The sequence below is a fragment of the Pseudomonas sp. TR47 genome (assembly GCF_044143025.1).
In the GTDB taxonomy this organism is placed as follows: Bacteria; Pseudomonadota; Gammaproteobacteria; order Pseudomonadales; family Pseudomonadaceae; genus Aquipseudomonas; species Aquipseudomonas putida_E.
Genome location: NZ_JBHFCS010000004.1, coordinates 81629 through 108016 on the forward strand (window position 1 = coordinate 81629; position 26388 = coordinate 108016).

Sequence of the window (26388 nt, forward strand, 5' to 3'; positions counted from 1 at the left end):
ATTTGCCTGCCCTTGAAAGATTGGGATGTAGGAATTTTTACCTTTTTTTCACATTTGTGGCGGTGGCCAGGCGGCTTCGTGCAGAGGGGATCAGGGTTCAGCGCGGTTTATCGTCTTGCCCTGCTGCACAGCCACTTCCGCTGCCTGGCCATCACGTTGCTTGCCTTGGCGCGCCAACCCTTCCAGTTGCGGGATCAGCATGCCTTCTGGCAAATGTCGCCAGAAACGCCCCGGCATGTGCAGGCGCAAGGCATCCGGGTTGAGGCGGGCGGGGTTGAAGGTATGGCGGTAGTAGGTCCGCCACAGCTCGGCACCCGGGTCGTCGGCATTGCGCGCCCACTGCCGCCAAGCGTCCGGGCAGTGCCGCTGATATTCGAAACCCTGGCCGTCGAAGCGAATACCGTCCCCCGGTGTGGCGATCAACCAGCGCTGGCGCCCCAGGCGGTCAGCGAAGTGCGCGCTGGCGCTGAGCAGAATGTCATGGGCCGGCTCGTGATAGGCGACCAGGTCCAGTTGCAGCTGCTCGGCAAGTGCTGGCGGCAACGGCACGAAACGTACGAACGCATGCAGGTGGTGTGCTTCACGGCTGACCTGCTTTATACGCCCGTGCAGTTCACTGCCCAGGCGGTCGCCTGCAAGCATTGCCGTGCGGTCACCGTGGGCCACGCGCCAGAGCACTTCGTACAGCAGGTTCCAGCGTTGCTCGCCCCGGTAGCGCGATGCCTGTTCCAAAAGGCTCAACAGCGCTGCCGGTACCTTGGCGCGGAACGGGCCGGGCCCGTCTGGCAGGGGGGCAGGCACCGCCAGCAGGTCGTCGATCGGGCCTTGCGACCAGGTCACTTGCGCCGGGTCGATGCCGTGCCCGAGCAGCGTGCGGGCCTGGTCGCGCCAGGTGCTGAAGTGCTCGTCACAGCCGAGCGCGATCACCCCCACAACCCCATCTGCACAGGTGCCTGTGGTTCACGCAGGCGCTCGCGCAGCAGGCCGCTGCGCAGCTCCGCCTGGCCTGGGCGGTAGTCGCTGGTGATGATGAATGGCCGGGCCTTGTCGAGCACGCAGCGCAGTTGGATCAGGTCGTCGTAGCGCACGCGCCGTTCACGGCGCAGCGCCACCAGCCGCTGCACACTGCGCAGGCCGATGCCGGGGATGCGTGCCAGCAGTGCCGGCTCGGCACGGTTCACATCCAGCGGAAACACCTCACGGTTGGCCAGCGCCCAGGCAAGCTTGGGGTCTATGTCCAGCGCCAGGTTACCCTCCAGGCCAAGCAACTCACCCGCTTTGTAGCCATAGCCGCGCAACAGGAAGTCTGCCTGGTACAGGCGGTGCTCGCGCAGCAGCGGTGGGGCTGCCAGCGGCACGCTGCCGGGGCTGTCGGGTATCGGGCTGAAGGCTGAGTAATACACGCGCTTGAGGCCGTAACCCTGGTACAGCGACTCGGCGTTGCGCAGCAGTGTGCTGTCGTCAGTGGCGTCGGCGCCGACGATGACCTGGGTGCTTTGCCCGGCCGGGGTGAAACGCGGTGCCTTCGGTTCGCCCGCCACGGCTTGCTGCCCCTGGTGGATCACGCCCATGGCCTGGCGAATGGTGTGGGCGTGTTTTTCCGGGGCCAGGCGCTTGAGGCTGGCATCGGTGGGCAGTTCGATATTGACGCTGAGGCGGTCGGCCAGGCGCCCGGCTTCCTCGATCAGCAGTGGGTCGGCGTCGGGGATGGTCTTGAGGTGGATGTAACCCCGGAAGTTGTGCTCCTCACGCAGCAGGCGCGCCACGCGGATCAACTGTTCCATGGTGTAGTCGGCCGAGCGGATGATGCCGGAGCTCAGGAACAGGCCGCTGATGCAGTTGCGCCGGTAGAAATCCAGGGTCAGGCGCACCACCTCCTCGGGCGTGAAACGTGCCCGCGGCACGTTGCTGGAGCGGCGATTGACGCAGTATTGGCAGTCGTACAGGCAGAAGTTGGTCAACAGCACCTTGAGCAGCGAAACGCAGCGCCCGTCCGGTGTATAGCTGTGGCAGATGCCCATGCCATTGGTGGCGCCCAGGCCCTCGCTGCCGCGCGAGCTGCGTTTGGGCGCGCCACTGCTGGCACAGGACGCGTCGTACTTGGCGGCATCGGCGAGGATGCCAAGCTTGGCAATGAGCTGCATGAGGGTGTCTCGTGATACTGAATATCCATACAGTATTTTGAGAATGGACTGAATGCAAGTGCGCAGCAGCCCTGTCAAACGTTCCGACCCGCTCAGTCAGGACATCTAAACTTACAAACAGCCCGCCGCGGTTTCCATCACGGCGGGCTCTCACACCTTAATCCGACCACCGCGACCCCGGACCGGACATCCCTCGCTGACGGTGGCCTTCTTGCAGAGGAGGGCAGGTCATGGACGAGGCAAAGCTTCATGATTTCATGGGCAAGCTGGTGGGAGACATGGGCGCTGCGGCGACCCTGGCCAATGTGATACTTGGCGACGAACTGGGGTTGTACCGGGCCATGGCCGATAGCCAGCCGGTCACCCCCGAGGTGCTGGCGGCCCGGACCGGCTGCCACCCACGGCTGGTGCGCGAATGGCTCAACGCCCAGGCCGCGTCCGGCTATATGGTCCATGACCAGGGCAGTTTCGTGCTGCCCGAGGAACAGGCCATGGCACTGGCGCTGGAGGACTCACCGGCCTATATGGCGGGTGGCGCGGCGGTGGTGGCCGCGCTGTTCCATGACAAGGACAAGCTGGTGGCTGCCATGCGCGGTGATGGCGGGCTGGCCTGGGGCGACCATCACCCCTGCATGTTCAGCGGTACCGAGCGTTTCTTCCGGCCCGGCTATCGCACCTTCCTGGTGGCCGACTGGCTGCCGGCGCTCGACGGTGTGGTGGCCAAGCTGCAGGCCGGCGCGAAGGTCGCGGATGTCGGTTGCGGGCATGGCGCTTCGACGCTGGTCATGGCTCAGGCGTTTCCGGCATCGACCTTCATCGGCTATGACTACCATGCGCCGTCCATCAGCACGGCCCGCGAACGCGCCAGTGAGGCCAGCTTGACCCAGCGGGTGAGTTTCCAGCAGGCGTCGGCCAAGGATTACCCGGGCAGCGATCATGATCTGGTGTGCTTCTTCGATTGCCTGCACGACATGGGCGACCCCGTTGGCGCTGCACGGCATGCCTACCAGGCGTTGAAGCCCGGCGGCACGGTGATGCTGGTGGAACCCTATGCCGAGGACACGCTGGACGGCAACCTGACGCCGGTCGGTCGCCTGTTCTATGCCGCGTCGACATTCATCTGTACACCGAATTCGCTGTCTCAGGAGGTTGGGCTGGGGCTGGGCGCACAGGCCGGGGAGGCGCGCTTGCGGGCGGTGTTCGAGGAGGCGGGGTTCACGCAGTTCCGGCGGGCGACACAGACACCGTTCAACCTGATACTGGAAGCCAGGAAGTAGGCGTAGATCAATGCTGGCGATGAGGCCGGTGCAGACAAAAAGAAGGGGCGCCCAGTTGGCGCCCCTTCTCTTGCTGCTTAGGCTTCAGCGTCCCAAGGACGATCGCCTTTTTCATCTTTCACGCGGGTCGGCAGGCCCATGACGTCCAGCGCCTTGAGGAACGGCTCGGCTGGCAGCTCCTCGACGTTGACCATGCGCTTGGCATCCCACTCGCCACGGGCAACCAGCAGGGCTGCAGCCACTGGCGGTACACCGGCGGTGTAGGAGATACCCTGGCTGTCAGTCTCGGCGTAGGCCTCTTCATGGTCGGCCACGTTGTAGATGAACACTTCACGCGGCTGACCATCCTTGGTGCCCTTGACCAGGTCACCGATGCAGGTCTTGCCGGTGTAGCCCGGGGCCAGCGAAGCCGGGTCAGGCAGCACGGCCTTGACCACTTTCAGCGGCACCACTTCCAGGCCTTCAGCGGTCTTGACCGGTTGCTCGGAAAGCAGGCCAAGGTTCTTCAGCACGGTGAACACATTGATGTAGTGCTCGCCGAAGCTCATCCAGAAGCGCACGTTCGGCACGTTCAGGTTCTTCGAGATCGAGTGGACCTCGTCGTGACCTGTCAGGTACAGGTTCTGCGAACCCACGACCGGCAGGTCGTCGGTACGCTTGACCTCGAACATGGTGTTGCTGGTCCACTGGCTGTTCTGCCAGCTCCATACTTGCCCGGTGAACTCGCGGAAGTTGATTTCCGGGTCGAAGTTGGTGGCGAAGTACTTACCGTGGGACCCGGCATTGACGTCGAGAATATCGATCGAATCAATGCTGTCGAAATACTGTTGCTGCGCCAGTTTTGCGTAGCTGTTCACCACACCCGGGTCGAAACCGACGCCGAGAATGGCGGTGATGTTCTTCTCTTGGCATTCTTCGAGGTGTTTCCACTCGTAGTTGCCGTACCAGGGCGGCGTCTCGCAGATCTTGCCCGGTTCTTCGTGGATCGCGGTGTCCAGGTAGGCGACACCGGTATCGATGCAGGCACGCAGCACCGACATGTTGAGGAAGGCGGAGCCCACGTTGATCACGATCTGCGATTCGGTCTCGCGGATCAGTGCCTTGGTTGCCTCGACATCGAGGGCGTTGAGCGAGAAGGCCTGGATGTCGGCGGGTACCTTGAGGCTACCCTTGGCCTTGACGCTGTCGATGATGGCCTGGCATTTGGAGATGTTCCGCGACGCAATGGCAATACGACCGAGTTCGTCGTTATGCTGCGCGCACTTGTGGGCCACCACCTTGGCGACACCTCCTGCACCAATGATAAGAACGTTCTTCTTCAATTTATCCCTTGCTCCTTACTTGATAGCCGGTCTTACGACAGGCTGGAAACGTAGTCTTCGAAACCGAACTCGCGCACCACTTCGACGCTGCCGTCGAGCTGCTTGACCGCGATGGATGGCATCTTCAAACCGTTGAACCAGTTTTTCTTGACCATGGTGTAACCCGCCGTGTCGATGAACGACAGGCGATCGCCGATGGCCAGCGGACGATCGAATTGGTACTCGCCGAAGATGTCGCCGGCCAGGCACGATTTGCCGCAGACCATGTAGGTGTGCTCGCCATCGTTGGGGGCCATCTTGGCGTTCAGCCGGTAGATCAGCAGGTCGAGCAGGTGTGCTTCGATCGAGCTGTCGACCACCGCCAGGTGTTTGCCGTTGTACAGGGTGTCGAGCACGGTCACTTCCAGCGAGGCGCTGTTGGTGATGGCCGCTTCGCCCGGCTCCAGGTAGACCTGCACGCCGTACGTCTGCGCGAAGGCTTTCAGGCGCGCGCAGAACGCATCGACGGCATAGTCTTCACCGGTGAAGTGAATGCCGCCACCCAGGCTGACCCACTCGACCTTGTGCAGCAGGTGGCCGAAGCGCTCTTCGATGAGCGTCAGCATCTTGTCGAACAGGCCGAAGTCACCGTTCTCGCAGTTGTTGTGGAACATGAAGCCGGAAATCTGCGAGATGACCTTCTCGATCTTCTCCGGGTCCCACTCACCGAGGCGGCTGAACGGGCGGGCCGGGTCGGCCAGCAGGTAGTCGGAGCTGCTCACCTGCGGGTTGACGCGCAGGCCGCGGACCTTGCCTTCGGACTTCTCGGCGAAGCGCTGCAGCTGGCCGATCGAGTTGAAGATGATCTTGTCGCAGTTCTCGAGCATTTCCTCGACCTCGTCGTCGGCCCAGGCCACGCTGTAGGCGTGGGTCTCGCCGGCGAACTTCTGGCGGCCGAGCTTGAGCTCGTACAGCGACGAGGACGTGGTGCCGTCCATGTACTGCTGCATCAGGTCGAAGACCGACCAGGTGGCGAAGCACTTGAGGGCGAGCAGAGCCTTGGCACCGGAGTGTTCGCGCACGTAGGCGATCTTCTCCATGTTGCTCAGCAGCTTGGTTTTATCGATGAGGTAATACGGCGTCTTGATCATTTAAAGGCCCCCGGCCAGGCCGGCCAAAAAAAGGACACGCATTGTGCCTTCACTTGCTGCATACCGAAAGGGCGAGATATGCATTTCGTCGAGGTCGTTGCCGACAGGCCGGAATTTTTCCGATTGCGGCGAGCTCATTGGAACAGGCCAGTATGACCATCCTAATCACCGGCTGCGCATTTGAAGGAGAATCCGATGAGTAGCTGCAACGCAGCAGACCCGCACAGGAGCCATGAATGAAAACTGGCGTCATCTCCGACACCCACGGCTTGCTGCGGCCCGAGGCGCTTGATGCGCTGGCCGGTTGCGAACTGATCGTGCATGCCGGTGATATCGGCAAGCCTGAAATCATTGAGGCACTCCAGGCGTTGGCGCCCGTGCAGGTGGTGCGCGGCAACAACGACCTGACGCTGCCCTGGGCAGCTCGATTGGCCGATCAGCGATACTTCGACATGCAGGGGTGGCAGACACTGCTGGTGCACGACATTGCCGATGTACCGGCCGAACTGGATGAGGCGGTGCGCGTGGTGATCACTGGGCATTCGCACAAGCCATTGATCGACTGGCGGCAAGGGCGCTTGTACCTGAACCCCGGGAGTGCCGGGCCGCGGCGGTTCAAGTTGCCGGTCACGGTGGCGGTCATTGACATCGAGGGCGAGCATCTGGCGCCGCGCATCATTCAATTGCTTGGGTGATGCTCTGCCCTGATCGCTGGCCTGCCGGCGATCAGGGCCGTGAAGGCAACTTCAGGCGATCTGCTTCAACCAGTCCTGAATCTGTTTCAGCGTGGCCGTAGCCCCCCCACAAACGACCACCAGCACATTCTGGTAACCGTCCAGCTTCGCGGCCTCATAAGCCAACGCCAATGCCGCCCCGCAGGCAGGCTCCACCAGCACCCGGTGGTCCGCCAGAAACCGTTCGCATGCTTCAAGCGCCGCGCGATCACTGACCAGAACACTGTGCACCGGATGCTCCTGCACGCACGCCAGGGCCTGGTCGGCAACACGCTTGGCGCCCAGCGAGGTCGCCACCGATGTGAGGCGCTCCAGCTCTACCGGGTGACCTGCCTGTACCGCCGCGTGCAGCGAGGCCGCCCCGTCGGTTTCCACCGCCAGCACAGGGACATCGTTCCAGCCGTTGCGCCTGAGCCCTTCGACCACGCCACTGAGCAGGCCGCCGCCGCCCACCGACAACACCACCGCATCGGGCTTGTACCCGGTTGCCGCAACTTCATCCACCAGGCTGGCATGCCCGGCCCACAGCAGCGGGTCATCGAAGGGGTGAATGAAGGCATCGTCCGGCCCGACCAGGGTTTGCGCCAACGCGTTGGCCTCCTGCCACGAGCTGCCATGCACCACCACCTTGGCACCCTCCTGGTGCAACAGTTCCTTGGCGCGTTCGGTGGTGGTCTCAGGCACTACCACCGTGACCGGCACACCCAGCTGGCGCCCGGCGTAGGCTACCGCCAGGCCGGCATTACCACCGGACGAGGACACGAAGTGGCGGGCGCCCCGGGCATGGTGCACTTCGCAGGCATGGCCCACCCCGCGCAGCTTGAACGAGCCACAGGGCTGAAGCGCGTCGAGCTTCAGCCAGATCGAGCGGCCAGCGGCCAGTGACAGCGGGCGGGATTCGATCAGAGGGGTGTGGATATGCAGGGTCATCGCGTAGCTCCATGCTTCGGGTAGGGGTCAATGGTAACGCGGGATGCCAGGTGTATGTCGTTGAATTCGTGGTGATTGCACCCTGCCTGTCAGCAAGCCTCGGCCACAGCGCTATTGCTGACGCTGCGCCCCAGCACCAGCACCGTGACGAACCCGCAGCCCACCAGCGCCGTGGCCAGACTCAGCAGCACCGAGCTGCCCAACTGGTCGACGATCTGCCCGCCGAAGAACGAGCCCAGCGCGATGATCACCTGGAACATGGCGACGAACAGTGGCATGCCGCGTTCGACATCCTTGGGTGCAACGACAAACATCCAGATGCTGGCACAGGCCGGGAAGGCGCCGAAGGCGAAGCCCCAGAGCGCGATCAGCATCGCCGCGCCAGTCATGCCAGTGGCGAAGTGGGGGAACAGGGCGGTGCTGATGCCGATCATCAACGCGACCAGCAACAGGGTGTGACGCACGCTTTGGTTGGCGGCGAAACCGGCAAAAATGTTCCCCATCACCCCGGCCACGCCATACAGCAGCAACAGCGAACCGATGGTCGGCCCATCGAAACCGGAATTCTGTTTGAAGAAGGGCGCGACGTAGGTGTAGGCGGCAAAATGCGCCAGGCCGATCAGCAATACCGCAATCAGGCCCACCCGGGCTTGTGGGTTGATGAACAGCGCCGGCAGGTCACTGATGCGGATGGCCTTGTCCGGGTTGAGCCGCGGCAGCAGCAGGATCTGCGCCAGCAGCACCGGTACGCCTACCAGGGCGGTGACCAGAAAAGTCATGCGCCAGCCCAGCAGGCCACTGAGCCAGGTGCCTACCGGCACGCCCAGTACAGTGGCCAGGGTCACACCGACCATGATGATCGAGGTGGCCTGGGCAACGCCCACCCCCTTGGGTGCCAGGCGGCCGCTCAGGGCAATGGCGGTAGCCCAGAAACCGCCGATGCTGATGCCCAGCAAAACGCGGCCGAACAGCAGCAGGTTGAAGTCGCTGGCGTAGGCCACCACCGCATTGGCAATGATCATGATCAGCGTCAGGCCGATCAGCAGATAGCGCCGGTCCAGTGCACCGATGCCCACCGACAGCAAGGGCGCGGCGAGGGCGGCCATGATGCCGGGCAGGGTGACCATCAGGCCGGCGTGGCCTGCACTGATGCCTAGGTCACTGGCGACATCGTTCAATACGCCTACCGGCAGAAACTCGCTGGTCACCAAAGCGAAGGCACCCACGGCGACCGAGAGTATCGCCAGCCACTGCTGTTTGACGCTTTGCTGACTGTGTTCGGGGAGGCCACTTGGGGCCGGGCTGGTATTTGACATGGTGCGGGGTTCCAGAAGGGGAGTGTCGCCTTGAGCAGGCGCGTGGAGCGGGGAGAATTCGGGGAGGAGTATACGGGGCCTGTCTGCCAGGCCGACAGGCGGGTCTTTCGATAGTGATCATCAGTGCGATTGATAAGGCGCCCATGCAGGCGCCTTTCTGATTGCTTGTGTGCTGCACCCTCACGTCATCGGGTGTTGACGCCACCCCCTGCAAAACGTGGTGCCAGTCGCGCTGCTGCTGCTTCGAACGCGTGCGCTATCTGATCGACGACTTCATCGCTGTGCTCGAACGACAGGTAGATACGGCCATACGGCGAGGGCATCACCAGCACGCCCTCGGCACGTAGCGCCAGGTGCAGCGCCTGGCTGAACGCGGCGTCGGCGAACGCGGCGGCTTCTTCATAGTCGGATGGCGCGCGTTCGGACGGCCAGATGGCGAACACGTTGCCGTAGCCACTGGTGCTGATGGTGATGCCCTGGGCCTTGAAGATCGCCTGCACGGCGTGGCGCAGCTTCTCGCCACGCTCGATCAGTTGTGGGTAAGCGGCGCTGTCCAGTTTTGCCAGCGTGGCGAGCACCGCTGCGCAGGCCATCGGGTTGCCGCTGAAGGTTCCGCCGCGCAGCACCTTGCCCTCTTCGAAGCCCGCCAGAATGTGCGGTTTGCCGACGATGGCCGATACCGGCACGCCGTTGTCGATGGCTTTGCCGACGCTGGCGATGTCCGGGTCAAGGCCTGCCTGCAGGCTGGCCAGGCCGGCATGCAGGCGAAAGCCCATCAGCACTTCGTCGCTGATCACCAGTGCGCCATGACGATGAGCCACGGCCTGCACATGCTGCAGGTAACCTGGCGCCGGCATGATGCAGCCGGCATTGGCGAGCATCGGCTCCAGCAGCACGGCAGCGATGTCCTCGTCCTGCGCGAACAACCGCTCCACATCGTCGAAGTCGTTGAAACGCAGCAGTGTGGTACGGCCTGTCGAGGGGCGCTCGCCATTTGCGAACGCGGCTTCGGGCGAGCCGACGTTGCCGAAACTGACATCGTCGAACCAGCCGTCGAAACCGGCTGCCATCTTGGCGATTCGCCCGCGCCCGGTGTAAGCGCGGGCAGCGCGGCAGGCCAGGTGCACGGCCTCGCTGCCGGAGTTGGTGAAGATCACGCGGCTGAGTGCGCCGGTGTGCGCTGCCAGCGCACTGGCTGCAGCATGTTCGCGCACGTGGGCCCAAGAGGGCGAGGCGGAGTCGCCCAGGGCCTGGGCCACCTGCGCATTGACGCTGTCATCGGCATGGCCGAGCAGTACGGCACCGAAGCCCAGTGCGGTATCGATGTAGCGCTGGCCCTGGTCATCCCACAGGTACGGCCCTTTGCCGTTGCGGATGAACAGGGCCTGACCGTCGAGTGCCGGCAGGATACGGGCGGCGCTGGAAACATCGCCTACGAGATTGCGCATGAGTACCTCTGTGTAATGGTGCGCAGCAGGGCTGACGGCGGGTCAGGTTCTGCTGGCAGGATTTCGTCCCCTCAGCGGGTGTTCCACGGGCTGCTGGCGAGCTTCTGTTCGAGAAAGTCGCGGAATACGCGGATTCGCGGGCTGAGGTGTTTGCGATTGGTGTAGATCATGTAGAGCGGTTCGACGCTGTCCTGGGCGTATGCCTGCAGCAGAGGGACCAGGCGGCCCTCCTGGATGTCCTGGCCAATATGAAACTCCGCCAGGCGCACGATGCCGGCACCGCCCAGCGCCAGGTCGCGCAGCAGGTCGCCCTGGGCGAACGTGGCCTTGGGAACCACCGGTACGGTGATGGCCTGGCCATCGACCACGAACCCCCAGGTGTTCCACACGCTGCTGAAACCAAAGGAAAAACAGGTGTGCTGCAACAGCTGCCCAGGGTGTGCAGGTGTGCCGTGCGCGGCCAGGTAGGCGGGCGATGCACAGAGGATCCAACGGCTCTGGCCGATCTTGCGGGCGATGCGCGAGGAGTCGGGCAGCACGCCACTGTGGATCGCCACGTCCAGCCCTTGGTCGAACTGGTCGCTGAACTGCGCGCCAACCTGGATATCCACGGTCAGCCCCGGGTAGGCAGCCAGGAACTCCGGCAGCCAGGGGATGATCTGGTGCTTGGCGAAGGTGGTCATGGTGTGGACCCGCAGCGTGCCGCTGACGCGGGTAGGAAACGCCTCGGCCAGCGAGTCGGCTTCGGCCATGGCATTGCTGACTGCACGGGCACTGACCAGGTAGGCGGCACCTTCCTCGGTCAGCGTCAGGCTGCGGGTGCCACGCTGAAACAGGCGCACCTGCAGGCGGTCTTCCAGGCGCGAGATCAGCTTGCTGATGGCCGACGGGGTCATGCCGCAAGCACGCGCCGCAGCAGAAAAATTGCCGTGTTCGGCAGCGCCGAGGAAGGCCAGCAGTTGTGAGTAGTTGTCCATGTTCTGCCTCCGGTGATCAGCAGAATGCTGGCAGCGCCGCGTCGGGGTGGCAACCCGCGTGCATCGGGATACGCGGGTCGGGTGGCGTGGTGGCCGTTCAGCGAATGAACTGCTCGATGTAATCGTCCGGCAGGCCGAGCGCCTTGTAGTGGGCGCGGGCGGCCTCAAGCTTGGTGAACACGTCCTCGTACCCCACGGCGACCCCTTGTGGGTCGACATAGGTGTAACCGCCTTGCACGTGGAACCAGGTGATCATCTCTTCGACGTCCTGCGGCACGAACAGGGTGTGCGTTTCGCCTGGTGGCTCGAAGGCGAACGAGCCTTCCTCGGCGACCCAGTCGTGCTCCAGGTAGTACCAGCGGCCCTTGAGCACCAGTGCATGCACGCCGCCGGTGTGGCGGTGACGCGACAGCACACCGCTCTGGCGCACCCGCAGCAGGTTGATGTAATAGCCGCCAGAGACGCTCAGCAGCAAGGGCTTGAACGATACCGAAGCGGTCACCGGGACCCACAGTTGGTCGTCTTCGAGCCACTTGCCGAGTACACCGGGGTGGACCATGTCGGGGGACATGAACGGTACTTGCGGCAGTTGATAGGGGATGGCCAGTTCGTCGGGTTTGGGGGCAATGCTCATGAGGGCTTCCACAGTTGGGTTTCTTGAATCCCCGGCCCGTTCAGGGCCGGGGTTGCAGGCAGCTTAGGGATGCGCTGCAGGGCGAAAAAGGGCTTGCTCGGCACAGCTGCTGTGACGCGGGGTCACGGCTGGCAGGCCTCGAACTGCAAGGCGCTGCGCTGGGCCGACAGCGCCGGCTGGCGCTTTTGCAGGTAGACGCCGATGGCCACCAGCACGGCCGTCAGCCCCAGGGTGCTGAGCAACTCGGCCCGCTGGCCGGGGAACGCCGCCATGATGGCGAACACGCTGACGATCAAGGCGATGGTGAACAGGGTCAGCCAAGGGAACAGCCACATGCGCACCGCCAGTGGCCTGCCCAGGGCAACCAGCTTGCGGCGCATGCACAGTTGGGTGATGGCGATCACCAGGTACATCAGCAGGGCCAGTGCACCGCTGGTGGCCAGCAGGAACTGGAACACCTGGGCCGGCAGCAGATAGTTGGCGGCCAGCGCCGCCAGTGCGGCCGCCGAGGTCAGGGCCACAGCCAGTAGCGGCACGCCCTGGGCGGTGGTGCGGGAAACAGCGTCGGGCGCATCGCCGCGGCGCGCCAGTGAATAGACCATTCGCGACGCCGTGTAGATGGCCGAGTTCAGGCAGCTGGTGACGGCCACCAGCACCACGATGCTCATGATGCCCGGCGCCCAAGGGATGTTCATCGCGTTCAGCACCGCCTGGTACGAGCCCTGGGCCAGGCCCGGGGCGTTCCACGGGATCAGGCACACCACCACGAACATCGAGCCGAGGTAGAACAGGCCCAGGCGCCACACCACGGCCCGGATGGCCTTTTTGATGTTGGCTTTGGGGTCGGGTGATTCGGCGGCGGCGATGGTCACCACCTCGCTGCCCTGGAAGCTGAACATCGCGGTCAGCAGTGCAGCGACGATGGCCACATTGCCGTTGGGGGCGAAGCCGCCGTTGGCGTACAGGTTGCTGATGCCGCTGGTGGACGAGCCGGGCATCAGGCCCAGGATCGCCAGCACGCCGAGCCCGATGAAGCTGACGATCGACACCACCTTGAACAGCGACAGCCAGTACTCCAGCGTACCGAACGAACCGACACTGAGGCTGTTGCACAAGACCAGTACCAAGGTCATGGCAAAGGCGGTGAGCCAGTGCGGCAAGCCCAGCCAGTCACCCAGGATGTTGCCGGCAACGATGGCCTCGATGGCGATCACCAGCACGTAGAACCACCAGTACAGCCAGCCAATCGAAAACCCGGCCCAGCGCCCGATGGCCTGGTCGGCGTAGGAGGAAAACGAGCCGGTGTCTGGCCGCGCCGTGGCCATCTCGCCGAGCATCTGCATGACCAGCACCACGATCGCTGCGGCGATCAGGTACGCCACCAGGACCGCCGGCCCAGCGGTGACGATGGCGTTGCTGGAGCCCACGAACAGGCCGGCGCCAATTACCCCGCCGATCGAGATCATCGTGACCTGCCTGCCTTTCAAGCCCGTCCCCAGCTTGTTGTTTGTATTGCCTTGATCGCCACGCATCGGCTTGCACCTCGGTTGCTCGCTTGTTGTTGTCGTGGGCCGTTTGCGCAACGGCCTTGCAGGGTCACCTTAAGCGGCAAAGGCGTGTGGGATTAGCCGGCCAGGCGTCACACCGGGTGTGAACACAGTTCATAGCTGAGCAGGGCAGTACCCGGCAGGCAGGGCAGGGCCGCGCAGTCGGTCCGATATAACCCTGTTGCCGGACGGGAAGGCGCACACTCGAAACAGCCCAGGACTTCTGGGCGTTGAGAGGTGCGTATGACCACTGGCAAGCGCTTCACGGATATCGATGCCCCAGGTGCCAAACCCCATGAGGACGCAGACTGGCCAACCGGGGAAGACGACGAGGACAGTGAGCAGGACGAGCGCTCCAAAGCACAGGCTTCTGATGACCATAGGGATGAGAAGGCGCGCACGGAAGGCGAAAGAGGTTCGGGTCGGCCGGACCCGTCCAGGGCTTCTGAGGCTGAACGGTACAGCTATCAGCCTTGGCAAAAAATCAAGCCGTGATGGCCCCGGCCCAGGGTCAGGCGCCCTGGGCCTCTGTATACCCGATGGGTTCACACCGGTGCATCAGCGCCTGCCTGCTCGAGCAAGCCACTGGTCTGCAGGTGTCTCAGTGCTTGTCGGTGAAGTGGTGAGGGTAAAGCACCCGGTCAAGTTCCAGCTTTTCAGCATCCCCCACGCGCTTGCGTACTTCAGCGTAGAACTGCTGGCTCTGGTTCTGGAACCTGATGTAATCGCGGCTACAGGCCTTGAGCGCTGTGCTGAGCTGCTCGCCGGTCAGCCCCTGTGCGTGCTTTTGCGAGGCAAGATAAGCCTGCCAGCTGTTTTCCACCTGCTGCAGCCCCTGAGCGAGCGCTGTTGTCTCGATTGTCGCCATTGCTGCACCCTCTTTGAGCCGTTAACGGCCCGTCGGTGTGGATCGCCCGAGCGACGATGGACCTGCGATGCTTTGCCGGGCACTGGTGTGGCCTCGGAAACCCGAGCTTAGCCTGTTTTCACGAGGGCGCCTGCACCGTGCGCCAAACGGCGGCGGGCGCACGCGGCACGTAGGCGAGCAGCCGGCATCGTGATGATGCGTCCGGGCGCAGTGCTGTCGATGGTTGGCGCTGCACCTGAAAAAGCCGCGCAAAGGCCCAACGTCTGTGGCAGTGTTAGGCATCTGGCCAGCCCCACAGTGGTTCCACATGCAAACTCGCAAAACCGGTGTTCGCGCCCAGCAGGCAGACCGCACCAGGCACAAGATTCTTCAGGCGGCGGTGAAGGTCTTCAGCAAGGAAGGCTTCACTGGCGGGCGCATCGAGCAGATCTCCTCGCTGGCAAACTCCAATGACCGGATGATCTACTACTACTTCGGCAACAAGGAAAAGCTGTTCATCAGCGTGCTGGAGCACATCTACGCAAGCTTCAACCAAGCTGAAGCCAAGCTGCGACTGGACCTTTCCGACCCCGAGGCGGCACTGCGCGAGCTGGTGGCGTTCATCTGGGACTACTACGTGCGCCATCCCGAATTCGTCACCCTTCTGGCCACAGAGAACCTCCATCAGGGCAAGCACGTCAGGCAGTCGCAAAACCTGAAGGCGCTGTCCGGCGAGGCGGTCGGCGTACTGCGGCCGATCGTCGAGGCGGGCCAGGCCAAGGGCGTGTTCCGCACAGATATCGACATCAGGCACACCTACCTGATGATTGCCTCGCTCTGCTATTTCTATAACTCCAACCGCTACACGCTCAGTTCGTTTCTTGCCGTGGACCTGGCCGATAAACAGGCCAAGTCCGACTGGCTGGCGTTCATCAGCGACCTGGCCTTGCGCGGGCTGCGCTGCTGACGGGCGAGCGCACGGGTCAATGGCTGCCGGGGTTGGCGCGCACCTGGGCGCTCTTGGCCATCAGCCCCTCCCAGGCCGGCTTTTGGGCCGCGAAGCGCTGGCGCAGGTAAGCGGCAAGGTCCGCCACCTGGCGGTTCGACAAACTGTCCTTGAACCCTGGCATGTAGCCCAGCTCACGTGTCGCCGGCGCCGGTATGCCGTGCAGTATCACGCGCAGCAGGTTGTCCGGCAGGTCGCTGTGAACATTGCTGTTCACAGCCATGGACGGGCTGACCCCGAACAGCTTCGGCCCCAGCCCGTCGCTGTGGCAGGCCATGCACGCGCCCTTGAACACCCGCTCGCCATTACTCAGGGACACCTGGGTGTCGACTTGCGCTGGCGCCTTGGCTGCGACCGCCTGCGGTGTGCCGTCCAGTGAGGCCAGGTAATGGGCAATAGCGCGTACATCGCTTTGCGGCAAAGTTGCCAGTTCGCTGACCACCGGCCCCATGGGGCCGGCAGCCACGCCATGCTTGTCGGAAAAACCGGTGCTCAGGTAGGTGAACAGCTCATTCTCGCTCCAGGGGGTCGATGACTTGCCCAGGGCATTGAGTGCAGGCGCTTCCCAGCCATCGACCATGCCGCCGGCGAGGTAGCTGTTGCCGCTTTTCTCCGCGCCCATCAGGTTGCGTGGCGAGTGGCACGCCGCGCAGTGGCCGAGCCCGTCGACCAGGTAGGCGCCGCGGTTCCATTGCTCGCTGCGCTGCGGGTTGGGCTGGTATTCGCCGCGCTTGAGAAACAGCGCGTTCCAGCCGGCCATCAGGGGGCGCTGGTTGAACGGGAAGCGCATCTGATTGGCCGAGGGCGCCTGGTATACAGGCGTTTGCGACATCAGGTAGGCGTACAGGGCCTGCATGTCGGCGTCAGTGATGTTGCGAAATGAGGTGTAGGGGAAGGCCGGGTACAGGTGCCGGCCGTCGCGGCTGATGCCCTCGCGCATGGCCCGCTCGAAGGCGGCGAACGACCACCGGCCGATACCGGTATCCGGATCGGGAGTGATATTGGTGCTGTAGAGCGTACCGAACGGAGTCTCCATCGCCAGGCCACCGACATTGACCTTGCCGCCTTGTACCGTATGGCAGACAGCACAGTCGCCGGCAGCAGCCACTTGGCGCCCGCGCTCGAGCATCGAGGCCGACCAGCTGCCAGCAGCAGGTGGTGTCACCGGGGCGATTTCAGCGCGCCAGGGCAGGGCGGTAGCGGTCATGCCCAACGCGGCGCCGAACACTCCGGCGATTGAGCCGAACCACCATTTCGAGCGCTTCGGCGCGGGCTGTGCCGGCGCCGGCCCGCCGGAGCCCTGGCCATCGCCACTCAATGCCTCGCGCACCCGCTCAGCTGTGATCGGCAGCTCGCGGAAACGAATGCCGGTGGCATCGAACACGGCGTTGGCGATGGCTGCGGCACTGGGTACCGAGGCTGATTCACCGCTGCCCATCGGCGGCTCGTGTTGGCGCGGCAGCATCATTACATCGATGGCCGGTACTTCGGGGAATGTCAGGATCGGGTATCCGCCCCATTCCTTGCTCGCCACCGTCGATTCTTCGAAGCTCACCTGCTCCTTGAGCACGCGGCTGGTGGACTGAATTACATTGCCGTGTATCTGGTGCCGCACCCCGTCGGGGTTGACCATCATGCCGGCGTCATGGCCGATGACCACACGTGTCACGGCGACCTCGCCGGTGCGCCGGTCCACTGCAACATCGGCGACCCAGGCCGCCCACGCAGCCCCGAAGCCCGGGAACTTGCTGTGGATGTAACGTGCATAGGCGAAACCGCGTCCGCGCAACACATCACCTTCGGCGGGTGTCTGCATGGGCTCGGTGCGCGGCTGCCAGCCGGCGCGCTCGGCCGTGGCTTTGACCAGGTCGATGGCGCGCGGATCGCTGAGGTGCTTGAGGCGGTACTCGACCGGATCGACGCCTGCTGCAAAGGCCAGTTCGTCGATGTAGGACTCATGGGCGAAGCTGTTGGGCATGGCCGACACACCACGCATCCACGAGGCGCGTACCAAGGGCGTCATGTCATTGATGGTGACGCGCATGTGTTCGTAGTCATAGGGTGGGATGGAGGTGCGGTCGCCCATTTCGAACAGTGCCGGTACCGGCTCCACGGCGCCTGTGAGCAGCAGGGCGAGTGTAGGTGCACCGTTGGAGGGGTAGCTGGTCTGGAAGTCGTAGGCGGCGACCGTGCCGTCGGCATTCAGGCCGCCATCGATTTCCATCAGCTGCGCGGTACCCTTGGGCTCCCAGGCATGCTCCTGCTCGCGGGTCAGTTGCACCCGCACCGGGCGGCCGACTGCACGCGACAGCAGCACTGCATCGGCGCAGACGTCGTCCGCGCAGTTTCGGCCATAGCAGCCGGCCGCTTCCATGCGGATGATCTCGATGCGTTGTTCGGCACAGTCCAGCAGCCAGGCCAAGTCTGCGCGCAGCAGGTGCGGGTTCTGGGTGCCCGACCAGACGCGGATCTGCCCGTCGGTGTAGTCGGCGAGCGCGCAGGAGGGGCCAATCGAGCCATGCAACTGGTAGGGCCAGAGATAGCTGCGGCTCAGGCGCTGGCTGGCGTTGGCGATGCCGGCGTCGACATCGCCCTGGTCCAGCACGGTGCGTTGCACACGGGGGTTGTCGCGGATTGCCTGGGCGACATCGCTGAGGTCGGGCAATTTGCCGGTGAGCGGCTTCCAGCTGAGCTTCAAGTCGTGGGCGGCGCGGATCGCCTGCTCCTCACGCTCGGCAACCACACCGACGAAGTCACGGATGACCACCACCGCGACCACCCCCGGCACATGGGCAATAGACGATTCGTCCACTGCCAGCAGGCTGTTGCCGACGAACTCGCCACTGTCGTGGCCTGCATAGGGCGGGCGGATCACCCGGCCATGCAGCATGTCGGGCAGGCGCATGTCGTGGACGTAGGTCAGTTCGCCGGTCGCCTTGCCAGGGATGTCCACCCGTGCCGCGCTGCGACCGACCAGGCGGTAATCCTCGACGGCCTTGAGCGGCGCATCGTCGGCAATGTGCAGTTGATGGCGCTGCCCGCCGACCAGGTCGGCAAAGCTCAGGGTGCGGCCATCTTCGGTAATCAGCGTGCCGGCATCCATGCGCAACGCCTGCACCGGGCAGCCCAGGCGCAGGCTGGCCTGTTCCAGCAGGAAGCGCCGCGCCGTTGCTGCGGCCTTGCGCAGCGGCACGGCGGAAATCTGCAGGGTCGCGCTGGCGATGGTGGCGCCCTGGTTCGGCGCCCGCTCGGTGTCACCCAGCACCATGTGCACCTGGTCCATGCGCAGGTCGAGTTCTTCGGCAACGATCTGAGCCAGCGAAGTGCGGATGCCGGTGCCCAGGTCAACGTGGCCATTGAAGGCGTAGACCATGCCGTCATCGCTTACGGCAAGAAACAGCGCCAGCTCACGCGCCTTGACCGTGGGTGTCACACCCTTGGCCACAGGGCCCGAGGGCGGCGTGATCTGGTCGACGATCAACAGTACGCCGGTTTTGCCCAGCAACTGGTCGCGGGTGGGAACGTGTTGGGAGTGGTTCATGTTCTGCTCCGGGTCTCAGGCCTGGCGGCCGGCAGCGCGGCGCACCGCGCGCAGGATTTCGACATGGGTGCCACAACGGCACAGGTTGCCTGACAGTTCGTTGCGGATCTGTTCGTCACTGGCGTCGGGGATGCGGTCGAGCAGGGCCTTGGCGGTCATGATCATGCCGTTCATGCAGTAGCCGCACTGGGCGGCCTGCTCATCGATGAACGCCTGTTGCACCGGGTGTGGCGCGGCCTTGCTGCCCAGGCCTTCGAGGGTGGTGATGTCGCGGTTGGCGGCGCCGGACAGCGGGATCACGCAGGCGCGTGCGGCCACGCCGTCGATGATCACCGTGCACGCCCCGCACTCGCCCAGGCCGCAGCCGTACTTGGGGCCGTTCAGGCGCAGGTCGTTGCGCAGGACCAGGAGCAAGGGCGTGTCGGCCATGGCGCTGACTTCGACATCCTGGCCGTTGACCCGCAGGGGGAGGGTGATTTGCATGGTTGGCTCATCTCTGGAAGTTTGCATGCCGTTCAAAAGCGAGTACCTGCGCTACCAAACCACTCAAGTGGTGCGCTTGTTTAGGTAAGTACTCACTACATGAAATGTTCAGGCAAGAAGCAGGCCAGGGACGATTCCGTAGGGGTTGCTCGGGGTATTGGGCGCGCTCAGCCCGCTTGATCGTCCCCGTCGATCATCTTGCGCAGCAGAAACAGGATCGCCACCCGCTCTGCGGCGTTCAGGCAGCCCATGCTCAGTTCACTGATTTGCCGGGCGCAGGGGATCATCGCATCGAGCAAGGCTGCGCCACTGTCGGTGAGCCCGACAATGACCTTGCGCCGGTCATCCGGGTCTGGTGACAGCTCGATCAGCCCGCGTGCCTTGAGGCGTTCGACAATGCCGCGGATGGTCGCCTGATCGACGGCGGTGGCCTTGATCAGTTCGGCTTGGGAGCTGGGGCCGTGGTCGCGCAGGGCGCACAGGGTGACGAACTGGATCGAGGTCAACTGCGGGTCGCACGCCTGTTGCTGGAAAATCGCGGTGTGCCGTTGGTAGGCCTTGCGTAAAAGGTGGCCGACCTGTTCGGTCACGTCGTAGGGGGCAGTGTCGGGTGCAGCGGGAGCGGGGGTGTTTTTATTCGACATGGGTTGGCTTGGGCTGTGTGGGTTGGCTGGCCGGCCCCCCGGAACGGGGCGCCGGGCCAGTATAACCACTATCGCGCCTTGGACTCCTCAGGCGCGACCACATCACCGGCCAGCACCACGGCCTGGTCATCCAGGTAGATATCGCAGTTGCGCAGCGGAATATCCAGATGGCAGGGGGTCTTGCGCTTGCCCCCGACTTCGGTGTTGGGGCCGGTGGAGAACAGGAAGTTGCCATAGAACGCGCGGGCATCCATGCACATGCCGTCGTTGCGGTCGTGCAGCCCCATGGCGGTCCACTGGGCACGCGGCTGCAGGCCCCAGCCGATATGGGAGATGCCGTAGACCTCGGGGTCGTTGAAGTACTTCATGTAGTCGCGCAGGTACTCAGCCTCGAAGCCGCCATGGATGCCGGTAATGAAGCCTTTCTCGATCTCCAGGGTGATGCGCTCGCGGCAGTAGTTCTTGAACGGCAGGATGATGTCGCCCACATCCAGTACCAGCGTGCCTTCGGCGCTGTCCTCGTTCGGCCAGGTGAACAAAAAGCCGCTTGGCCAGTGGTCCCAGCGGCCGGGCTCGTCGGCATAGCCGTATTCGGTAACGGCCGGGTATTGGCCCAGTGGGGCGTGGAAATCACTGCCGGCCCTGGAACGCACCTGCATCGTGCGGGCTTGCTTGAGCTGGGTTTCGGCGGCCAGCACGCGGCGCTTGTCGTCTTCGCTGGGCAGCATGCGCGCCAGGACTTCCGGGGGTTCGACCGCCAGCAGTATGCGCGTTCCGGTCTTCAGGATCTGCTCCTGCTCGGGTGAGTGCAGCAGCATCATGGTGTCGACGACCAGGTCGGCGGCTTCCAGCGCCCGCTGGGCTGCCAGGTTGCCGGTCAGGGCGGTGTCGCCGCAGTAGGCGGTCATGTCGTTGCCCATGGCCGTGGGGTGGTTGAACGCGGGCAATTCCACGGCGTAGACCTTCGCCTTGAGCCGCTGCGCCGCTTCCATCGCGGCACTGACCGTACGCGGGTCGGAGTAGTGGCTCTTGAGCACGGCGACGCTCTGAGTTTCGTCCACCCGGGACAGTTTGAGTACGTGTTCGAACATTTGGGTCAGTTCTGCGTTGCTAACCGGCATCAGCTTTCTCCTGGCAGGCCTCGATGAAACCGAAATGCCGCGCCGCAGTGGTGCGGGGCGCTTTATCTCGGTGCGAATTAATAGCGTGTACGCCCTATATGCGTTGATGAAAGCGTATCCGGCCTGCAAGCGCAAGTGGTGCGTTGAAACGTTACGAATCCACACATAGCCTAGGTAATGCGGTGACATCTAGCCGACTCGCCGATTTCGATCACCCGTTTGAATTTTTTTGAATATTCCCCTTCCCAATAAAAAAATACAGCGTATACACTCTAATTCGTCAGGCGGTTCGGCTGACCACATCACAGAACAAGAGGGGACATACCTATGCGGGGCAGGCAGAAAATCGCAATCGTCGGTGCAGGATTGGGCGGGGCAGCCGCCGCCACTTTGTTGCAGCAGGCCGGCTTTGAAGTCGACGTGTACGAGCAGGCACCGGAGTTCACCCGCCTTGGCGCGGGTATTCACATCGGCCCTAACGTGATGAAGATATTCCGCCGCATGGGGTTGGAGCAGAAGCTGGAGCTGATGGGGTCGCACCCGGATTTCTGGTTCAGCCGCGACGGCAACACCGGTGACTACCTGGCGCGCATCCCGCTGGGCGATTACGCCCGTCGTGAATACGGTGCCTCGTACATCACCATTCACCGTGGCGACCTGCACGCCCTGCAGATCGATGCGATCAAGCCGGGCACCGTGCACTTCGGCAAGCGCCTGGAGAAGATCCTGGACGACGGCGATCAGGTACGCCTGGACTTCGCCGACGGCACCCATACCGTGGCCGACATCGTCATCGGTGCCGACGGCATCCATTCGCGCATCCGTGAAGCGCTGCTGGGTGTCGAGGCGCCGATCTACAGCGGCTGGGTGGCTCACCGTGCACTGATCCGCGGCGAGCATCTGGCGCAACATGCCGACGTGTTCGAGGACTGCGTGAAATGGTGGACCGAAGACCGCCACATGATGGTCTATTACACCACCGGCAAGCGCGACGAGTACTACTTCGTCACCGGCGTCCCGCACGAAGCGTGGGACTTCCAGGGCCCGTTCGTGGACAGCAGCCAGGAAGAAATGCGTGCTGCGTTCCAGGGCTACCACCCCACGGTGCAAAAGCTGATCGACGCCACCGAATCGATCACCAAGTGGCCGTTGCGCAACCGCAACCCGTTGCCGCTGTGGAGCCGTGGCCGCCTGGTGCTGCTGGGGGATGCCTGCCACCCGATGAAGCCGCACATGGCGCAAGGTGCGTGCATGGCCATCGAGGATGCGGCGATGCTCACCCGTTGCCTGGAAGAGACCGGGCTGTCCGACCACCGCACCGCCTTCGCTTTGTACGAGGCTAACCGCAAGGAACGCGCTTCGCGGGTGCAGGCGGTCTCCAACGCCAACACCTTCCTCTACACCCAGGAAGACCCGGCATGGGTCTATGGCTACGACCTCTACGGCCAGGCGCTCAAGAGCGGGGAGGCAGCATGAGCACCTTCGTCGCCGGCGGCAACGTCAACGCCAATGGCATCCGTCAGCATTACCTGCGTTACGGCGGCAAGGGCCCTGCGCTGATCCTGGTGCCGGGCATCACCAGCCCGGCGATCACCTGGGGCTTCGTCGCCGAGCGCCTTGGGCAGCAGTTCGACACCTATGTGCTGGATGTACGCGGCCGCGGCCTGTCCGCGAGCGGGCCTGCACTGGACTATGGCACCGATGCCTGCGCTGCGGACATTCCGGCGTTCGCAGCGGCGCTGGGCCTGGCCAGCTACCACCTGGTCGGCCATTCGATGGGCGCGCGTTTCGCCATCCGCGCCGCCGCGCAAGGGGCGCCCGGGCTGCAGCGGCTGGTGCTGGTCGACCCGCCGGTATCCGGGCCGGGTCGGCGCGAATACCCGAGCAAGCTGCCGTGGTACGTCGACTCTATCCGGCAGGCCTGCAGTGGCATGAGCGGTGACGACATGCGCGCCTTCTGTGCAACCTGGACCGACGAGCAGCTGGCGCTGCGCGCCGAGTGGCTGCACACCTGCCACGAGCCTGCGATCGTGCGCGCCTTCAACGATTTCCACCAGGTGGACATCCACCAGGACTTGCCCCACGTGCGCCAACCGGCATTGCTGATGGTGGCGGGGCGAGGCGGGGTGATCCAGCCCCAGGACATCGCCGAGATCCGTGAGCTCAAGCCGGACATCCAGGTCGCTCACGTCGACAACGCCGGCCACATGATTCCCTGGGATGACCTCGAAGGCTTCTTTGCCGCCTTCGGTGATTTCCTGGGCCACCCCCTTGTCTGAAGGAGCACGCGACATGACCAAGCCCTACCGTATCGGCCAGATCGTGCCGAGTTCGAACACCACCATGGAAACCGAGATCCCGGCGATGCTCCTGGCCCGCCAGGCGATCCGCCCGGAGCGCTTCACCTTCCACTCCAGCCGCATGCGCATGAAGCAGGTGAAGAAGGAAGAACTGGCGGCGATGGACGGCGAGTCCGACCGCTGCGCAGTGGAACTGTCAGATGCCAAGGTAGACGTGCTCGGCTATGCCTGCCTGGTGGCGATCATGGCCATGGGGCTGGGGTATCACCGCCAGTCAGAGAAGCGTTTGCAAAAAGCCACTGCCGAAAACGACGCGCTGGCGCCGGTCATCACCAGTGCCGGTGCGCTGGTGGAGGCCCTGCACGTGATGAAGGCCAAGCGCATCGCCATCGTCGCGCCCTACATGAAGCCGTTGACCGAACTGGTGGTCAACTACATCCGTGAGGAAGGCTTCGAGGTGCAGGACTGGCGCGCGCTGGAAATCCCCGACAACCTCGCCGTGGCCCGTCACGACCCGGCCAACCTGCCGGGCATCGTCGCCGGCATGAACCTTGAGGGCGTCGATGTGGTGGTGCTTTCGGCCTGCGTGCAGATGCAGTCGCTGCCGGCAGTCGCCAAGGTCGAGGCGCAAACCGGCAAACCGGTGGTCACCGCTGCCATCGCCACCACCTACGCCATGCTCAAGGCGCTGGACCTGGAACCGGTGGTTCCGGGCGCTGGCGCCTTGCTGTCGGGCGCCTACTGAATCGGGAGACGAACATGAGCGACGCACAAAGCGCCAGCGACAACTACCAGGGCGTATGGGGTCAGCGTATCGGCTTCGGGCGCAAGGCAGCCCTGCTGATGATCGACTTCATGCAGGGCTACACCACCCCCGGTGCGCCGCTCTACGCCCCCGGCGTGGTGACGGCGGTCGAGCAGGCTGCCGTGCTGCTGGCATTGGCCCGGGACTGCGGTACGCTGGTGGTCCATACCAATATCCGCTACCAGGCCCCGCATTTTGCCGATGGCGGCGTGTGGGTACGCAAGGCGCCGGTAATGAAGGACATGGTCGAAGGCAACCCGCTGGCGGCGTTCTGCGAGGCCGTCGTGCCACGGGCTGATGAGCCGGTGCTCACCAAGCAGTACGCCAGCGCGTTCTTCGGCACCAGCCTGGCACCGCTGCTGCATGCACAAGGGATCGACACCGTGGTGCTGGCCGGCTGCTCCACCAGTGGCTGCATCCGCGCCAGTGCGGTGGATGCGCTGCAGCACGGCTTGCGAACCATCGTGGTGCGTGAGTGCGTCGGTGATCGCCACCCCGCGCCGCACGAAGCAAACCTGTTCGACATCGACAGCAAGTACGGCGATGTCGTCAGCCTGCAGGAAGCCATGGCGCAACTCCAGCGCCTGGCCAGCTGAAACCGCACACCTTGCACCCATAACAATCAAGTAACGGCGCGGGAAGCCCGTTGCATGACCGTCCGCTGTGCGGGCGGCCACCCCGCAGGAGCACCCGGGGTCTTGTGACGCCATCCTCAAACGCCGCGTATAGTGCGCGGCGCGCCCGGAGCGTCGAAAACTGCTGGCCTGAAAACAAAACCACAAAGTCACCCGCCAGGAGACAGGAAATGCCAATTGCGAATGCAACAGCGGTCCACAGCGACATCGACCAATCGACTCAAGCGCTTTACCGCAGGATCACCTGGAGGCTCATACCTTTCCTGTGCTTCTGCTACCTTGCGGCCTACCTGGACCGCATCAACGTCGGCTTCGCCAAGCTGCAGATGCTCGAAGACCTGCAGTTCAGCACCGCAGCCTATGGCTTGGGGGCGGGCCTGTTCTTCGTCGGCTACATCATCTTCGAGGTGCCAAGCAACCTGGTCCTGCAGCGCGTCGGCGCCAAGCTGTGGATCGCCCGCATCATGATCACCTGGGGCCTGCTCTCGGCCTGCACCATGTTCGTCACCACCACCACGCAGTTCTATGTCCTGCGCTTTCTGCTCGGGGCGGCCGAAGCGGGCTTCCTGCCGGGGGTGCTGTTCTATCTGACCATGTGGTACCCGACCTATCGGCGCGGGCGCATCATCGCGCTGTTCATGATCGGGCTGCCGCTGTCGAGTGTGATCGGCGGGCCGATCTCGGGCTGGATCATGGGTCACTTCGACCAGGTGCATGGCCTGCAGGGCTGGCAATGGCTGTTCCTGCTGGAGGCGATCCCCAGTGTGCTGCTCGGTATCCTGACGTTCTGGGCATTGCCGAACAACTTCCAGCAGGCCAAGTGGCTGTCCGCAGACGACAAGGCACAACTGGCCGCCGACCTTGCCGCCGACGATGCCGAAGGCAAGGGCAGCAAGCACAGCTTCCGCGACGGTTTCTTCAACCTGAAAGTGTGGATGCTCGGTGGCATCGATTTCTCGATCCTGCTGAGCGCCTACGCCATGGGCTTCTGGATGCCCACCTTCATCCGCGACGCCGGTGTCAGCGATACCTTCCATATCGGCCTGCTCACGGCGATCCCGAGCCTCGCGGCATTGCTTGGCATGTTGATGATCGGGGCCAGTTCCGACCGTCATCGCGAACGCCGCTGGCACATCATCGTGCCCTTCATCATCGGTGCAATTGCCATGGCCAGCAGCACCCTGTTCAGCCAGAACCTGGTGATGACCGTGCTGCTGTTCGCCATCGCCTCGGCAGCCATCATCGGCGCAGTGCCGGTGTTCTTCAGCCTGCCGGCGACCTTCCTCAAAGGCACCGCTGCGGCGACCGGTTTCGCCCTGGCGTGTTCGCTGGCCAACATCGCGGGGCTGGTGAGCAACTCGCTGATGGGGATGGTCACCGACCTGACCGGCACCTCCCATGCGGCGCTGTGGGTGTTCGCCCTCTGCTTGCTGCTCAGCTGCTTCCTGGTCATCGCCTTGCCGGCCAAGCTGGTCAACCGATAACGGCCTGACCCTTCGCGTCACGGCAGTGCAAGCGGGCCAGCCAGCCCGCTTGAAGACCCTTCC

24 protein-coding genes are annotated in these 26388 nt (G+C 64.0%); 9 read left to right on the forward strand and 15 right to left on the reverse strand.

Features of this window, described 5'->3' with window-relative positions; all coding sequences use genetic code 11:
- Window positions 1-90: 90 nt before the first annotated feature.
- Window positions 91-933, reverse strand: a complete 843-nt coding sequence (locus tag ACEWE8_RS05950) for a TIGR03915 family putative DNA repair protein (RefSeq protein ID WP_046785590.1) — start codon at window positions 931-933, stop codon at window positions 91-93.
- Window positions 924-2144 (reverse strand): putative DNA modification/repair radical SAM protein, encoded by a 1221-nt coding sequence (locus ACEWE8_RS05955; protein ID WP_046785589.1) that lies wholly within the window; start codon window positions 2142-2144, stop codon window positions 924-926. The genes ACEWE8_RS05950 and ACEWE8_RS05955 overlap by 10 nt, the downstream gene beginning before the upstream one ends.
- A gap of 230 nt (window positions 2145-2374) precedes the next feature.
- Between ACEWE8_RS05955 and ACEWE8_RS05960 the strand changes: the two genes are divergently transcribed.
- A complete protein-coding gene (locus ACEWE8_RS05960; protein WP_046785588.1) occupies window positions 2375-3421 on the forward strand; it encodes a class I SAM-dependent methyltransferase in 1047 nt (348 codons plus the stop codon).
- A 77-nt stretch (window positions 3422-3498) separates the two neighbouring features.
- On the opposite strand, the gene ACEWE8_RS05965 is transcribed toward ACEWE8_RS05960, so the two are convergent.
- The gene (locus ACEWE8_RS05965) at window positions 3499-4743 is read right to left on the reverse strand and encodes a saccharopine dehydrogenase family protein (RefSeq protein WP_039602482.1); all 1245 of its coding nucleotides are present in this window, start codon (window positions 4741-4743) and stop codon (window positions 3499-3501) included.
- A gap of 32 nt (window positions 4744-4775) precedes the next feature.
- Window positions 4776-5873, reverse strand: a complete 1098-nt coding sequence (locus ACEWE8_RS05970) for a carboxynorspermidine decarboxylase (RefSeq protein WP_046785587.1) — start codon at window positions 5871-5873, stop codon at window positions 4776-4778.
- A 236-nt stretch (window positions 5874-6109) separates the two neighbouring features.
- Here ACEWE8_RS05970 and ACEWE8_RS05975 point away from each other — a divergent pair, with 236 nt between their 5' ends.
- Window positions 6110-6568 carry a metallophosphoesterase family protein gene (locus tag ACEWE8_RS05975; RefSeq protein WP_046785586.1) on the forward strand — a complete coding sequence of 153 codons (459 nt, stop codon included), beginning with the start codon at window positions 6110-6112 and terminating at the stop codon, window positions 6566-6568.
- A gap of 51 nt (window positions 6569-6619) precedes the next feature.
- Here the strand turns inward: ACEWE8_RS05975 and ACEWE8_RS05980 are convergent, their stop codons facing one another.
- The 6 genes from ACEWE8_RS05980 to ACEWE8_RS06005 all read right to left on the reverse strand — a co-directional run bounded on the left by ACEWE8_RS05980 (window position 6620) and on the right by ACEWE8_RS06005 (window position 13444).
- On the reverse strand, window positions 6620-7537 hold the full coding sequence (locus tag ACEWE8_RS05980; RefSeq protein ID WP_046785585.1) for a pyridoxal-phosphate dependent enzyme: 918 nt from the start codon (window positions 7535-7537) through the stop codon (window positions 6620-6622).
- 89 nt (window positions 7538-7626) lie between these two features.
- Window positions 7627-8853, reverse strand: a complete 1227-nt coding sequence (locus ACEWE8_RS05985; protein ID WP_046785584.1) for an MFS transporter — start codon at window positions 8851-8853, stop codon at window positions 7627-7629.
- A 185-nt stretch (window positions 8854-9038) separates the two neighbouring features.
- Window positions 9039-10301: an aspartate aminotransferase family protein gene (locus ACEWE8_RS05990; protein ID WP_395589233.1), complete on the reverse strand. Its 1263-nt coding sequence runs from the start codon at window positions 10299-10301 to the stop codon at window positions 9039-9041.
- A gap of 71 nt (window positions 10302-10372) precedes the next feature.
- Window positions 10373-11278, reverse strand: a complete 906-nt coding sequence (locus ACEWE8_RS05995) for a LysR family transcriptional regulator (protein ID WP_046785582.1) — start codon at window positions 11276-11278, stop codon at window positions 10373-10375.
- A gap of 97 nt (window positions 11279-11375) precedes the next feature.
- The gene (locus tag ACEWE8_RS06000; protein ID WP_046785581.1) at window positions 11376-11912 is read right to left on the reverse strand and encodes a 2,4'-dihydroxyacetophenone dioxygenase family protein; all 537 of its coding nucleotides are present in this window, start codon (window positions 11910-11912) and stop codon (window positions 11376-11378) included.
- 122 nt (window positions 11913-12034) lie between these two features.
- Window positions 12035-13444, reverse strand: coding sequence for an amino acid permease (locus ACEWE8_RS06005; protein ID WP_046785580.1), 1410 nt, complete (start codon window positions 13442-13444; stop codon window positions 12035-12037).
- A 258-nt stretch (window positions 13445-13702) separates the two neighbouring features.
- Between ACEWE8_RS06005 and ACEWE8_RS06010 the strand changes: the two genes are divergently transcribed.
- Window positions 13703-13954 carry a hypothetical protein gene (locus ACEWE8_RS06010; RefSeq protein WP_046785579.1) on the forward strand — a complete coding sequence of 84 codons (252 nt, stop codon included), beginning with the start codon at window positions 13703-13705 and terminating at the stop codon, window positions 13952-13954.
- Window positions 13955-14060: 106 nt separating this feature from the next.
- Here the strand turns inward: ACEWE8_RS06010 and ACEWE8_RS06015 are convergent, their stop codons facing one another.
- Window positions 14061-14327: a hypothetical protein gene (locus ACEWE8_RS06015; protein WP_046785578.1), complete on the reverse strand. Its 267-nt coding sequence runs from the start codon at window positions 14325-14327 to the stop codon at window positions 14061-14063.
- A 307-nt stretch (window positions 14328-14634) separates the two neighbouring features.
- Here ACEWE8_RS06015 and ACEWE8_RS06020 point away from each other — a divergent pair, with 307 nt between their 5' ends.
- On the forward strand, window positions 14635-15273 hold the full coding sequence (locus ACEWE8_RS06020; protein ID WP_046785577.1) for a TetR family transcriptional regulator: 639 nt from the start codon (window positions 14635-14637) through the stop codon (window positions 15271-15273).
- A 16-nt stretch (window positions 15274-15289) separates the two neighbouring features.
- On the opposite strand, the gene ACEWE8_RS06025 is transcribed toward ACEWE8_RS06020, so the two are convergent.
- The 4 genes from ACEWE8_RS06025 to ACEWE8_RS06040 form a co-directional block, all read right to left on the reverse strand.
- Window positions 15290-18853 (reverse strand): molybdopterin cofactor-binding domain-containing protein, encoded by a 3564-nt coding sequence (locus tag ACEWE8_RS06025; protein ID WP_046785576.1) that lies wholly within the window; start codon window positions 18851-18853, stop codon window positions 15290-15292.
- 15 nt (window positions 18854-18868) lie between these two features.
- Window positions 18869-19336 carry a (2Fe-2S)-binding protein gene (locus tag ACEWE8_RS06030; protein ID WP_046785575.1) on the reverse strand — a complete coding sequence of 156 codons (468 nt, stop codon included), beginning with the start codon at window positions 19334-19336 and terminating at the stop codon, window positions 18869-18871.
- Window positions 19337-19503: 167 nt separating this feature from the next.
- The gene (locus ACEWE8_RS06035; protein WP_012314026.1) at window positions 19504-19980 is read right to left on the reverse strand and encodes a MarR family winged helix-turn-helix transcriptional regulator; all 477 of its coding nucleotides are present in this window, start codon (window positions 19978-19980) and stop codon (window positions 19504-19506) included.
- Window positions 19981-20048: 68 nt separating this feature from the next.
- Window positions 20049-21101 (reverse strand): 2,5-dihydroxypyridine 5,6-dioxygenase, encoded by a 1053-nt coding sequence (locus tag ACEWE8_RS06040; RefSeq protein ID WP_046785574.1) that lies wholly within the window; start codon window positions 21099-21101, stop codon window positions 20049-20051.
- Window positions 21102-21428: 327 nt separating this feature from the next.
- Here ACEWE8_RS06040 and ACEWE8_RS06045 point away from each other — a divergent pair, with 327 nt between their 5' ends.
- The 5 genes from ACEWE8_RS06045 to ACEWE8_RS06065 all read left to right on the forward strand — a co-directional run bounded on the left by ACEWE8_RS06045 (window position 21429) and on the right by ACEWE8_RS06065 (window position 26325).
- Complete coding sequence (locus ACEWE8_RS06045) at window positions 21429-22577, forward strand: FAD-dependent monooxygenase (protein ID WP_012314029.1); 1149 nt, start codon at window positions 21429-21431, stop codon at window positions 22575-22577.
- Window positions 22574-23380 (forward strand): N-formylmaleamate deformylase, encoded by an 807-nt coding sequence (gene nicD, locus ACEWE8_RS06050; RefSeq protein ID WP_046785573.1) that lies wholly within the window; start codon window positions 22574-22576, stop codon window positions 23378-23380. Before ACEWE8_RS06045 ends, nicD begins: the two co-directional genes overlap by 4 nt.
- Before the next feature lie 13 nt (window positions 23381-23393).
- Window positions 23394-24146 carry an Asp/Glu racemase gene (locus tag ACEWE8_RS06055; RefSeq protein ID WP_046785572.1) on the forward strand — a complete coding sequence of 251 codons (753 nt, stop codon included), beginning with the start codon at window positions 23394-23396 and terminating at the stop codon, window positions 24144-24146.
- Window positions 24147-24160: 14 nt separating this feature from the next.
- A complete protein-coding gene (locus ACEWE8_RS06060) occupies window positions 24161-24802 on the forward strand; it encodes an N-carbamoylsarcosine amidohydrolase (protein WP_046785571.1) in 642 nt (213 codons plus the stop codon).
- 209 nt (window positions 24803-25011) lie between these two features.
- Entirely contained in the window at window positions 25012-26325 is a 1314-nt protein-coding gene (locus tag ACEWE8_RS06065; RefSeq protein ID WP_012314033.1) for an MFS transporter, read from the forward strand.
- The last annotated feature ends 63 nt before the right edge of the window (window positions 26326-26388 follow it).